This is a genomic window from Streptomyces sp. NPDC086766, from assembly GCF_044746005.1.
In the GTDB taxonomy this organism is placed as follows: Bacteria; Actinomycetota; Actinomycetes; order Streptomycetales; family Streptomycetaceae; genus Streptomyces.
Window position 1 is genome coordinate 1 of sequence record NZ_JBIVBI010000043.1, and the last position, 11,680, is coordinate 11,680.

An 11,680-nucleotide genomic window follows, 5' to 3' on the forward strand; every position below is an offset into this window, starting at 1 on the left:
AGGACCCTCGACAAGTCCCATCGTTGCAGGTCAGCAGCACTCTCCACTTATTTGATCAAGACCCGGACAGGGCCGCTCGCGAAAGCGCGAGGTTAAAGAGATAGTCGGCTGTACGCTGCATCCCGGTTGATCCAACCGTGCCGTTGAGACGTTCGGCACCAGTTTGGAAGAGTGCGTACGCGGATGGTCGCTGACCTGGCGAGACGCTGAGCTGCTCGTTCTTGAGGTACTCGCCGACGTTCCCCGGTGTTCCCTGCGGGGCGCCGCTCGATCAGGCAAGCAAGGGACACGGTGCCCACCAGGGCTATTCGCAGACCCGAGCCGCAGTCAGTGCGTCGGCTTGAGCACGCTCGCGAGGTCGGGCCGCACGCGTCCGGGGGTGAGGCTCGTGATGGTGTACTTCGCGACACCGTTGGTGACGAATGGGTCCTGCGCGGTGATCTGCTCGACGGCGGAGCGGTCGCCGTGCGCGATGATGGCGCCACCGATCGAGGTGGGAACGGTCTGGCCGGAGACCAGAAATGTCCCGTTGCGGTGGTACCGCTCAAGGTAAGCGACGTGGTCCTCAATGAAGGGTTCCGCGGCCTGCTCCGAGACCGTGTAGTCCAGCAACAGCAGGTGGAGCATGGCGTCCTCCTCGGCTTTGTCGGTGGTCGACGCATCATGGCGCCTAGGAGCGTGGGTCGGTAACGAGCAAGCCGTCGAGGGTTGGTGGTCGGATCTCTGGCGGTCTGGGGTTTGTTGGCGGTGTCGTGGCGGGTGCGGGGTGTGTGTTGCTGTGGAGGGTGATGCTGCCGCCTGGGCGCTCAGGCTCGGGCGGTGGCCAGTCCGGGGGTTCCGACCTGCCCGAAGATCTTTCGCAGGTTGTGGCATGCAGCGAGTAGTCGCCATTCGGCGCGGGCGCCTGCTTCGCCGCGTAGCAGGAGTCTGCGGCCGTCTTGGCAGGTCATGATCTGACCGAAGACGGGTTCGACGATGGCTTTGCGCTGGGCGTAGGCGGCGCGTCCGGGTTTGGTGCGCAGTTTGCGGGCCATGCGCTCGCGCGCCGTGGCGTCGGCCCGGATGCGTCCGCGCCGGGCGGGGCTGACGCGTTCGTCGTGGGACAGGCGGCCGGTGGCCATGAAGGTGTCGGTGCCGTGTTCTTCTTTGCGCTCGGCTGCGGCCTGAAGACTCGCCTCGGAGCAGTAGCCCGCGTCGAGGAGCGCCTGGCGTGCGTGGATTCCGGTGTTCGCGGCGGATTGGTCGAGCATGCCGGTGTAGTTGAGTGCTTCGGCGGGGTTGGTCGTGACGTCAGTCGGTCCCGGCACGCTTTTGGCGTCGCCGCTCCTTGTCCTCGGCGTGCTTGCGGGCCTTCTCGGCGGCCTCGGCCTCGATCTGCGCGCGGGCGGTCTGCAACCTGGCCAGGCGCTTTTCCCTGCGGTCGAGTTCGGCGGGCAGGTCTGTGTCCTTGCCGTCGGGCCCGAACCGCTCGTCCTCGGCGGCATCGAGAGTCTCGGCATCGGCCGGCAGGCCGGCGGCCGCCGCCTCGAGGCCGGCGATCTCGGCTTCGAGGCGTTCTTCCTTGTCCACCAGCCGGTTGTAGCTCATGGCCTTGTGCTTGGAGGCGTTAGCCTGCAGTTTCGTACCGTCGAGTGCGACCCGGCCCATCTTGACCATGCCCAGTCGCTGCAGGCGCAGTGACTGGGTGAAGATCCCGGCCAGGGCGTCCAGGTGCCGGGCCCTGAACCGGGATATCGACCGGTAGTCCGGCCCCGCCCCCGCGGCCAGATAGCGGAAGGCCACATCATCGGTGCACTTGCGCTCGATCGCACGCGACGAGCGCACTCCGGCGGTGTACCCGTAGATCAGCAGCCGGACCATCAACCGCGGGTCATACGGCGGGAACCCGCGCTTCTCGGTGTAGGGCGCCAGGATCGGGCCCAGGTCGAGCGCCTCGTCAACCAGTTAGGCCACGAATCGGGCCAGATGCCCCTCGGGCAGCCACTCATCCAGTGACGGCGGCAGCATCAGCATCTGATCGGGGACGAACGCCCGGAAGGTTTTCTTCACCGCCACCGTCGGCGTGGTGTCCGGCTTCACCGCCGCCGCCGGATCCACCTCGAACAGGCCATCCCCACCAGACATACAAGGATTCTCCCGCATGGAAGATCGCGAACAGGAAGCGGCGTCGGGCTCAATCGCCTGATGGACTGCCAAGATCCGCGGATAGCGCCGCGTAGACGTACTCGCTGCCCCAGCGATCCCCGTCGAGGTCGTTCTCGACCAGGTGCGCCTCCCGGCGCATCCCGAGGCGCTCACAGACCCGCACAGACCCGGTGTTCTCCACATCCAGCCGTGCGTAGAGCCGGTGCACGCCCAGCGTGTCGAAGGCAAACCCGGCCAGCGCCGCGGCCGCCTCGGTCGCGTAGCCGTGCCCCTGGTGACCTGGGTCGAGAGTCCAGCCGATCTCGGCCTGGGCGGCGCGGGCATCGGCCAGGGTGAGGCTCACCTCGCCAAGGACGCCGGGCTCATCGCGTCGGCAGACAGCGAGCGCCAGCTTGTCCCCGTCGGCGCGCCAGGCCGTCTGCGCCGCGCGCTCGGCGGCAACCTGCTCGCTGCGCTCACGCGTGTGCGCCGGCCGGTACAAGTAGCGCGCCACGCTCTGCAGGCTCTGGTAGGCGTACAGGTCGTCGGCGTCGCGTGGAGTGAACAGACGCAGCGACAACCGGGACGTGGTCAAGGGCAGCAGCGAGGCGACGTCCATGCGGGCCTCCGGGACGCGGATGTGGATCGAGTTGCGGACTGATTTTCGCATCACGACTGCCCGGCAGCCACGCCTTTTCAAGAGCAGCGCTCGGCAGCCGCACTTCACCACGAGGCGCGGCATTCCAGGAGTTGTTTCCTGACCCACGCTCCTAGCGATCAACGACGTTTTGGCTACGAGGGACGATTTCTGGGCCGCTGGTGGCCTGGGTCAGCCCCAACATGATCTGAGCCTGAGTTATCGATCATTCGGTCGAGGATGCCGAACGCGTGGTTGACTGCGACGGTCGCCAACGACTTGGGAGTGACGTGACAGACGATGCAAGGGCCGTTGCGCAGCGGATGTACGAGGCGTTCAACGCTCGTGACCTCGCCGCAGCAAAGACGATCTTCTCTGCCAACTTCGTGAGCCACCCCCTGAGCGCGGTGGGTGTGGACAGCGTTATGAAGGCGTGGAGCGGGCTTCAGGCCGTGTTTCCCGGCATTCAGGTAGTCGTTGAGGACATGGTCGTGGATGGTGACAAGGTCGCTGTTCGTACGTCACTGCATGGCGTCTTGGTTGGTGCGGACGTTGATGACCAGCCTCTGCCTTCGATGATGGAGATCTTCCGGGTGCAGGATGGCCGCATAGCCGAACTGTGGGGCATTTCTACGCTCAACCGCTCGGCGGGTAGAGCATGACCCTAGGTATCACGTGCGTGGGGCGGAGGGTGATCCTCGGGCTTCTGGGACCTTGAACCCGCTCGATTACCTCACACCCCATCCTCCCCAGCTCCCATCCCGTCCGCCGTCGACCCACACACCGTGGAGCGGGCGTGGTTCAGGGTGTCAAGGTGGAGCGCGCCACTGTACGAACGGCCTTGCACGGCTATGGCACGGCGACCCCTTGGTCTCGAAGCTGCCGAGACCTGATCATCAGTCCGGCAGGCAGGAGCGGAATCGGTGGAGCAGTTCAAGTGCGGCAGGGCTCTCTGCGTCGAAGGTCTGGCCTTGTTGTTCGACAGGAAGACCCGGCCCCCAGATACGGGCACCGTGACAGCGGAAGCAGAAGGCGATCTCGAAGAGCTGATCGGTGGAGCTGTGCGCCCGGATTCCCCAGCCCGGGAGGAAGCAGCGGTACAGCTCACTTCCTGGTAGGTCGGCAATCAGGGACAGGGCCTGCTGGGCTTGGTCTCCCTCCCAGATCGCGGTAGTGTCGCCGGCCAGGTCCTCCGAACTGAGGTGCCTGACGGGATCGGTGATGCGGACGACCTCAATGAATTCGGTCTTCCCATGGGTTAGCGGCAGCAGCATGCCCCCAGACTCTCGGATCGCGGCTTCCCTGACCAGGGACGGCCGCGGCGGACGAGGCGACGGGTACGGCGATGGCGGCGCCAGCCTCGGATGTCAGCGGAGCAGCTCGGACATCGGGCAGGTCTCCAACGGCTCCTCCGGCCGGTCGGCCCAGCGCCACCAGACATGCCGACCGGTGCACCTCCATAGCGCCCGGCAGGTCCGTCGGCCATCGCCCTCCCGTTTGACGAGGACGAAGCCGCCGAACTGCATGGGCTGGCTGCACTCGGGACAGGCCGGGGCGTCGGTCATGTAGCGCACCCCTAACGGGACGACCGCTTCGTCCCGAAGCAACTTGGGTGGGGGCGCTGCCTTGGGCTGATCTGGCTCTCACCTGGTGCAACGGTCCACAGCCGTCCACGGTTGTCCGCCGCTGTTCGTCTGCGTTGTCACGCAGTTGGACACGCACTCGGAAGGCGGACCTCCCGGAAGGCGCGCTGCGAGGGTTCGACGGGGGGAGCCTGCTGCTTGCGTTAGATGGCTTTGCCATCAGGGCACGGGAAACCGTGCTGCCCACGGGGCGCCGTGCGCGTACGGGCGATTCAACGGGCGAGTCAAGCGCCGCGATGTGCGATCAGTGGCCGAAGAGGTGAAGGGCCGGGGCCCTGACCTGCGGCCCTGCATTCGATCAACGCTGTGACCTGCGACTTAGCCGTCGGTGGTTGTCAGCGTTGGTCGCCATTGAGCACCCCCGAACGGCCCAGAGACGGCCCGAGCGGGGGTGTCGTGCACGGCCCGTCGATGCGAGCTATGGGTTGGGGGGTCGTTGAGGTTTCACGGGCTGGTCAGGACGTCGGTACCCGGTGTTCGACCGGCCACGTGCAAAGCGGGACCGCCCAGCCAGCCGACGATTCATGGAAAGGCCAGCCTGAAGCGTCAATCGTTCGGTGGGTCAGGCCGCCGAACGGTGCCAGCAGCGCGACCGAGAGCGCTGCCGCCAGGACCGCGGCCAGCGCGAAAACGCTGGCCAGTACGGAGCAGACGATCGCAGCGACGAGGTGGGTGCGCCGGTAGTTCTCCTCATCCTCTACCACCACGGCGGTGCGCGGCCTGCCCTTCCAGTAGGCGATCTCCACCACTTCGCCGGCCTCGAATCGTGGAGATCCATACCCGTGAACCACAACCATCCTGCTCTTGCCGTCCGGAGTGACGAACGAACACCAGGCGCTCGCGTTGCCGTCGTCCCAGGTGACGTAGTCGCACACACCGAGTGCGCGCTCGCCGTGCGCTACGAGGCGACGGATGCCTCGCGCCTTCCTGGCCGGGATCAAACCCAGCAGGCCGAAGAAGACGGCCGCGGCTATGCAGGTACTCATCAGTCCCCCTCAAGACACGGCTGCGATCCTGCCGCACCGAGCCGCGCGGACAGGCGGTTATTGGGGCCGGTGGGCAGACGGGGCAGGCACAGCTTCCGCGGGAACCGAGTTGAACGCTCTGTGACCACCCGAGCGCCTGCACCTGCGCTGCCATCATGGCGCTGGGGTTTGGACGAGGAGGCTGTCTCGGCCTTTGAGATCAAACCGCCCAGCCTGCCGAAAAGCTGACCTCCGTCACACTGCTGAGGCTGCTGCTTGCAGGGCGGCCGCCGCACCGTGCGAGATTGGGGCACCGTGACCGAAGACCGCCGTGTCGACCTCCAGCTCGGCAAGCCGGTGGAGCGACTCGATGGCCTGGGTGCGGTCGGTGTTGAAGATACCCAGCATGGTCTGGCCGACGTTGGCGACTGCATCCCCGGTGAACAGCGCCCTTGGCCCGGGCAGGTGGAGCGCGATCGACCCGTCCGTATGCCCGGGCACCGCGACCACCATCGCCCCGCCGCCGAATTCCAGCACATCGCCGTCCTCCACCTCACGATCCACTCGGCACGGCGGGGCCAGGGGCAGTGGCGGAAGGGCCGCCCGGATCGGCACCTCGAATTCCTCGAGTACCGGTGGCGCCCCGGCCGCCTCGCCCCGGATCACCGGCGCCTCCAGCCGGTGAGCCACCACCTCCGCGCCGTGCCGGGCGGCCAGTTCGGCAGCCGAGCCCATATGGTCCTCGTGCCAGTGCGTCAGCACGATCCGCCGCAGCTCGCCGTCCAGAACTTCTTCGATCTTCGCGGCGCAGTCCGTCGTTCCGGTGTCGATCAGGGTCAGCTCGTCGTCGTCCTGCCACAGATAGGCCGCCCCTACCGGGAAGCAGAGCATGCGCAGCCTCGGCAATACCTCGATCACGTCCATGCCCCCAGCCTGCACGGCCGCCCTGGCGGCCATGTCTTCGCTCGCTGACGGCTCACCAGGCGTGCGGGATGCGACCAAACCCCCCACGCGGGTCCTCCAAACACCCATCGTCGTACCTCCCCTCGCTCACCTCGGGGATCTCGGACAGCAGGCCGCCGGCAAAGACCTCCGCCTCGTTTCGCCAGTACATCTGCGGCATCACCAGCAGTCTGTGATCGTGCTCGTGCATCAGCGCGCACCACACCAGCTGTAGCAGGTCCTTCCCCTCCGGGAACTCCAGCCCCGGCACGTCCCGGGCGAACAGGCTGACAGCCGTTCGTGGTCGCAAGGGTTGCTGTCCTCCAATGCTGGACGAGGTTGTCGGTGGCAGGTACTGACGTGCCCGCAGCGTCCCGTCGATCTTCGTACGTCAGAGGAGCCAAGATGCCCGCAGACACACCCGAGCCGCCCGCGCAGGATCCACGCACCCTGACGCCGCTGCCGGCGGCGACGCTGGGCGTGCTCGCCGCCGAGTGACAACCTGCCAGGGGGGGCGGCCATTACCTGGCCCTCACCGTTTCCGCCGGTGCCTATGAAGACCGCCGGGCCGGCGAGAAGGCCGCTGCCACGAATACCCATCTCGGGATACCGAGCCCGTCGCCTGTCCGTGTCCCGCGGTCCTTTGCCGATCTTGCCCCAGTCTGGGCCCAGGAAAATGACGTGCTCAGCCCAGCAGGGCTGGGTGTCCGCAATTTCGCCTGCGGGTAGCATCCACCTTGGTGTCGTGCCTGGGCAGTCCGCACTGCCGACAGCCAAGCCGGGCTGTCGGCAGTGCGGAACTGCCCCTGAAGCACTGCGAGTGTCCGAGCGCTCCTGGACGAGCACACAGCCGTGCAAGGGCCCGGGACGGGCTGGAACCTCCACGAGTAGCGCCACTCCTACCTGACCCGCCTCACCACATAGGACACGGTCTTAGAGGCCGTTCTCTTTCCGAACCTCGTGTGACGTCTTTGCTGGTCAGGCATGAAGCAGCGGCCGCCGCGGGAGTCTCGGCTTGTTGCCAGTCGGGAGGTCGTGGGGGGTGGCGGATGCCGTCGATGCGGGCGGTTCTGGAAGCACGGCAGAAGGCCGCAGCCGCGCGGGGGAGGCAACTCGAAGACGAGTTGGAACGGGTGCGGGCGGCTCTGGCGGACGCGGAAGAAGTGCAGCGACGCCGGGTGATCGGCCTGGAGGAGTATCTGGAGGCGCTGGCCGAGGAGGAGGCACCTGCCGAGGTGGCCGGCGAGGTGCCGCGGAGGAAGCCCATCGGACCGCGCCGGGCGGTGCCTCACCGGCGGAACGCGGCCGGGGTGAAGGAGTTGTCGCCGGAGTATCAGGTGTTGATGGCCGCCGCGGCCGATGCCGGAGCCGACGGGCTCGGTGCCCGGCGGGCTGCGGTGGTGCTGGGCTGGGACAGTGCGTCCGCCTCCCGCGTCGAAGGTGCCAGGGCACGGCTGAAGCGGCTGGTGGAACGGGGCTGGCTGGTCGAGCAGAAACCAGGCAGGTTCACGCTGCCCGCACCGCATCAGGTCCCCGGTGTCGAGCGGCCAGGCGCCGGCTCATGAGCATGGTCATCGGCCACAGGACGACGGCTTCGCTGGTGTCGGTGCGCCGCTCGTAGTCCCGGACCAGGCGCCGGCTGCGCAGGCACCAGGCGAAGGATCTCTCCACGACCCAGCGGCGGGGCAGGACCTGGAAGCCGCGGATGTCGTCGCTTCGGCGGACGATGTCGAGCACGACTCCGAGCTGTGCCGCACTCCAGTCGACGAGGTGGCCGGTGTAACCGCCGTCGGCCCAGACCCGTGTCAGCCGCCCGAAGCGGCCCTTGGCCGCTGAGAGCAGGACGCGGGCGGCGTCCCGGTCGGTGGTCGAGGCCGGGGTGACCAGCACGGCCAGCAGCAGCCCGAGCGTGTCGGTGAGCAGGTGCCGCTTGCGTCCGTTGACCTTCTTCCCCGCGTCGAAGCCTCGCGAGGTGAGGGCGACGGTGGCGTCCGCCTTCACCGACTGCGAGTCCACGACCGCCGCACTCGGCTCCTGATCACGGCCCTCGGCACTGCGGACGGCCTCGCGCAGCCGGTCGTGCAGCTCGGCCACCAGCCCCGCATCCCGCCAGCGGGCGAAGAAGGCGTATACCCGTGGCCAGGGCGGGAAGTCCGACGGTATCGCCCGCCACTTGATGCCGTTGTCGACGAGGTAGCGGACCGCGTCGATCATCTGCCGATGGCAGTAGCCCTCCGGCCGCCCGCCCCGGCCGGCCAGCCATCCCGGCACCGGCAGCAGATCCCGCACCAGAGCCCACTCGGCATCGCTCATGTCCGAGCCGTACCGGGGCCGGCGACCCGGCCGGTCGGCCGCATTCCCGAACCTGTCACACCCAGGAGTGGCCGGACTGGACCCGGCAACTGTGACCACGCGACACTTCGACACCAGGGCCTCTTGCTTCTCGCTGGACTCGACATCCGCGCGCTACCAAGAGGCCCTTCTTCCATGCGTCCGCACCGGCAGACTCACCCGGACCAGGCCCCTGTTCGAACCCCACCGACCATCCGAGCGGATAGAGAACAGCCAGTTAGGCGTTGGCGCCCAGTGATGCTCAGGCAGCGAACAGTCACTCGATCTTCTATGGTGCTGTGGAACGACGAGGCACCCCTTGTCAACACCGCGTGCGGCGACTGACACTAGCGGCTGACACCAACAAACACGAATACCAGCGGTCGACGGCGGACCTCAGTGGACGATCGTCCGAGGCGCAGGGGTAGCTGGTCAACGTTGGACGACCCCATGATCGACCTGATAAGGAAGCGGACCAAGGCCAAAGCGCCCGCCTACAGCCCGGATCATCCTTCGGTGTCGTGGAAGTAGACCGTAAGACTCGGCCAACCGCCGTGCGCAGTGGTCTCCGTATGCATGACGAGATCCTGAACCTCGACTAGGCCAAGGCTTTCGATTGAGTCTGCGACTCTACGGAGCAGCGCAGGCACGTCATCCTGCCCGATTCCCGCCGGGTTGGCCTGCGAGAAGTGTTTGATCATCCACGATTCCATGTGCTGATCATCGCGCAAGCGCCGGCCGTCATGCTGTCTCATCCCGCATGACCGCTGATGACCGATCTCTGTAGAGCTACGGCTCAGAAGGTTGTGAGGGGGATGGGTGCGGAGCCATTCGGCGTCTCGGCACAGTGCAAGGTCTGGAGACTCCTACCGGCCACCCCCCTTGGTGTCGACGGTCACGTAATTCCCCGCCTTGGGCGGTTTCGACGTCAGGTAATTCCCCACCCTCGCGTTCGGGCTTCCCCGTGGGGACGGCTGTCGCGAACGGCGGGCTCGGACTGCTCTTGAAGCTGGTCTATCCGTGCAGCCAGACCCGCAGTGGACCGACCGGCTCGAAGCCGTGGCGGACGGCAGCCACTAGGGCGTCACCGTGTTCATAGCCCACCACTGGCAGAGTGGGGAACAGCCAGTGCAGCGCGTCCAGTACGACCGGCCAAGCCGCGTCAAGGCCGCCGTCCAGTGCGAAGACATTTGAGATTCCGACCACATGGTCGCTGCGGCTCGCCACCGCCCCGGCGACCACCAGGCCGCTGGGGGACCGTCCGGCGAGCACGAAGGTGGCTGGGCCGTCGAGGAGTTCGGGCCGGAAGAGGCTTGCGTTACCGTCCCCGTCGTCCCAGGCCAGTGCCCAGGCGTGCAGTGAGTCCGGGTCACCCGCCACGTCCCAGGCAAGAGCCGGCGCGACAGCGGACGTGCTCGCCGGGCGGTGGATCCACTGCGCCTCGAACAGGACGTGGAAGCCAGCCTCGCTCAGGTCGAGGTCAGCAAAGCTGTCCTTGACGGAGGCGCCCGGCGTGGTGGTGTCGATCCGCGCCGTCAGCGCGGCCGGGTCGGCTCCCGGCACGAGTGTCACCGCGTCGGGGTAGTACCGCGGCGTGCGGGCCGGGGCGGTCCAAGCCTGCAGGCCGAACTCGCTCACCAGGCCGTGCGACCGGTTCATCGCTGCGCACCACTCGGCGTTGTTGCGGGCGGCGGCCCGGACCATGAGCTGCTTTGACGTCGTCACGAATGCGGATCATGGCCTGTCCCAGGCCGGTGGTCGAACGCTTTTCCGCGCCTTGCAGGAGGGCTGCCTCACCCGAAGACCCGTCGGCTGGTTCCAGGCGAATCATGTGATCGTCCAGCACTGCCGACGATCAAGCTTTCCTCATCTTGGGCGGTTTGCTCGTGATGCTGCCCTGTTCACGGCACATGTTCGTGCGGCCGGTCCTGCACCGGGACCAGCACGCGTGGACCGAGGCACACGTCGCAGCCTTCCGCTACTTCGACGGCGTCCCGCGCCGGCTGGTATCCGACAACCTGAAGGCCGGCGGCGACAAGCCCGACCTCTACGACCCCAAAATCAACAAGGCGTATGCCGAACTCGGCACCCACTACAGGGCGTTGGTGGAAACCCGGCAAGGGCATCGAAGCCGAAGGACAAGCCCAGGGTGGAGCGGCCCATGCCCTACGTCCGCGACTCCTTCTGGCGCCGGCGGGCTCGATCGAGCACATGCAGACCGAGGCCGTCACCTGGAGCCAGCAGGTCGACGGGCAACGCAGGTGCCGGGTTCCCAACCGAGTGGCAATGGCTGGTGTGATGTATGTGCTGCGGACCGGTGTCGCGTGGCGTGATGTCCCTGCGGAGACGGTGGGCTGCTTCGGACTGACGGCCTGGCGTCGGCTTCGGGACTGGACCGAGGCCGGCGTGTGGCTGCGCCTGCACGCGGCCTTGTTGGCCGAGCTTCGCCGCGCCGGCCTGCTGGACCTGGACGACTGCTCCATGGACGGATCGCACGTCCGGGCCCTCAAAGGGGGACATGTCGGCCCCTCGCCCGTCGACCGTGCCAGTCCCGGCTCGAAGCACCACCTGATTGTCGACCGTCACGGAACCCCGCTCGCCGTCACGCTCACCGGTGGCAACCGGCACGACGTCACCCAGCTCCTGCCGCTGCTGGACGCCGTCCCGTCGATCCGGGGTCTTCGGGGACGTCCCCGTCGCAAGCCCCGGCGTCTGTACGCCGACGCTCCGATCCCGCCTGCCATCGCCCCAGGTGGAGCCGAGCAGGCGCGGCCCCTGGCGTCCAGGAAGCTCCTATAGATCGTCAAGCGGCGGCCTGTAGGAGTTTTTGTGGGATGTTCGTTCTGGTCAGGTGTTTGTAGACCTCGCGCGCGATGAAGCGTTTGAGGCAGCGGAAGATGTCCTTCTTCGACATGCCTTCGGCTGTGCGGCGTGCGACGTAGGGCCGTGTGCGAGGGTCGTAGCGCATCCGCACGAGGGCGATCGTGTGGAGTGCGTGGTTGGCTTGGCGGTCGCCGCCGCGGTTGAGACGGTGGCGG

At 67.3% G+C, this 11,680-nt stretch carries 13 protein-coding genes and 3 pseudogenes; 4 read left to right on the plus strand and 12 right to left on the minus strand.

Annotated features, from left to right (window positions below; translation table 11 throughout):
* Window positions 1–327: 327 nt before the first annotated feature.
* From ACIPM1_RS33245 to ACIPM1_RS33255, 3 genes and pseudogenes are all read right to left on the minus strand, one after another.
* Window positions 328–627 (minus strand): YciI family protein, encoded by a 300-nt coding sequence (locus tag ACIPM1_RS33245; RefSeq protein ID WP_402441021.1) that lies wholly within the window; start codon window positions 625–627, stop codon window positions 328–330.
* A 179-nt stretch (window positions 628–806) separates the two neighbouring features.
* Window positions 807–2,106: pseudogene (locus ACIPM1_RS33250) on the minus strand (transposase).
* Between the two features lie 67 nt (window positions 2,107–2,173).
* On the minus strand, window positions 2,174–2,743 hold the full coding sequence (locus tag ACIPM1_RS33255; protein ID WP_402441022.1) for a GNAT family N-acetyltransferase: 570 nt from the start codon (window positions 2,741–2,743) through the stop codon (window positions 2,174–2,176).
* Window positions 2,744–3,051: 308 nt separating this feature from the next.
* Between ACIPM1_RS33255 and ACIPM1_RS33260 the strand changes: the two genes are divergently transcribed.
* Entirely contained in the window at window positions 3,052–3,423 is a 372-nt protein-coding gene (locus ACIPM1_RS33260; protein ID WP_402441024.1) for an ester cyclase, read from the plus strand.
* A 234-nt stretch (window positions 3,424–3,657) separates the two neighbouring features.
* Here the strand turns inward: ACIPM1_RS33260 and ACIPM1_RS33265 are convergent, their stop codons facing one another.
* From ACIPM1_RS33265 to ACIPM1_RS33285, 5 genes are all read right to left on the minus strand, one after another.
* A complete protein-coding gene (locus ACIPM1_RS33265) occupies window positions 3,658–4,035 on the minus strand; it encodes a hypothetical protein (protein ID WP_402441026.1) in 378 nt (125 codons plus the stop codon).
* 93 nt (window positions 4,036–4,128) lie between these two features.
* Entirely contained in the window at window positions 4,129–4,326 is a 198-nt protein-coding gene (locus ACIPM1_RS33270) for a dehydrogenase (protein WP_402441028.1), read from the minus strand.
* A gap of 533 nt (window positions 4,327–4,859) precedes the next feature.
* Complete coding sequence (locus tag ACIPM1_RS33275; protein ID WP_402441030.1) at window positions 4,860–5,390, minus strand: hypothetical protein; 531 nt, start codon at window positions 5,388–5,390, stop codon at window positions 4,860–4,862.
* 234 nt (window positions 5,391–5,624) lie between these two features.
* Window positions 5,625–6,293 (minus strand): MBL fold metallo-hydrolase, encoded by a 669-nt coding sequence (locus ACIPM1_RS33280; protein ID WP_402441032.1) that lies wholly within the window; start codon window positions 6,291–6,293, stop codon window positions 5,625–5,627.
* 52 nt (window positions 6,294–6,345) lie between these two features.
* Window positions 6,346–6,621, minus strand: a complete 276-nt coding sequence (locus tag ACIPM1_RS33285; protein ID WP_402441034.1) for a hypothetical protein — start codon at window positions 6,619–6,621, stop codon at window positions 6,346–6,348.
* Between the two features lie 500 nt (window positions 6,622–7,121).
* Between ACIPM1_RS33285 and ACIPM1_RS33290 the strand changes: the two are divergent.
* Together ACIPM1_RS33290 and ACIPM1_RS33295 are read left to right on the plus strand one after the other, a co-directional pair.
* Window positions 7,122–7,199, plus strand: a pseudogene (locus tag ACIPM1_RS33290) (site-specific integrase); the annotation flags it as partial.
* A gap of 170 nt (window positions 7,200–7,369) precedes the next feature.
* Window positions 7,370–7,876 carry a hypothetical protein gene (locus tag ACIPM1_RS33295; RefSeq protein ID WP_402441044.1) on the plus strand — a complete coding sequence of 169 codons (507 nt, stop codon included), beginning with the start codon at window positions 7,370–7,372 and terminating at the stop codon, window positions 7,874–7,876.
* On the opposite strand, the gene ACIPM1_RS33300 is transcribed toward ACIPM1_RS33295, so the two are convergent.
* The 3 genes from ACIPM1_RS33300 to ACIPM1_RS33310 form a co-directional block, all read right to left on the minus strand.
* Complete coding sequence (locus tag ACIPM1_RS33300) at window positions 7,818–8,624, minus strand: IS5 family transposase (protein ID WP_402441036.1); 807 nt, start codon at window positions 8,622–8,624, stop codon at window positions 7,818–7,820. The genes ACIPM1_RS33295 and ACIPM1_RS33300 overlap by 59 nt on opposite strands.
* A gap of 524 nt (window positions 8,625–9,148) precedes the next feature.
* Entirely contained in the window at window positions 9,149–9,355 is a 207-nt protein-coding gene (locus ACIPM1_RS33305) for a hypothetical protein (protein ID WP_402441038.1), read from the minus strand.
* 301 nt (window positions 9,356–9,656) lie between these two features.
* A complete protein-coding gene (locus ACIPM1_RS33310) occupies window positions 9,657–10,367 on the minus strand; it encodes a hypothetical protein (protein WP_402441040.1) in 711 nt (236 codons plus the stop codon).
* 436 nt (window positions 10,368–10,803) lie between these two features.
* Here ACIPM1_RS33310 and ACIPM1_RS33315 point away from each other — a divergent pair.
* Window positions 10,804–11,366 (plus strand): annotated as a pseudogene (locus ACIPM1_RS33315) (IS5 family transposase); the annotation flags it as partial.
* 79 nt (window positions 11,367–11,445) lie between these two features.
* Here ACIPM1_RS33315 and ACIPM1_RS33320 read toward each other — a convergent pair.
* The coding region (locus tag ACIPM1_RS33320; protein WP_402441042.1) for a transposase at window positions 11,446–11,680 on the minus strand (235 nt) is incomplete at its 5' end.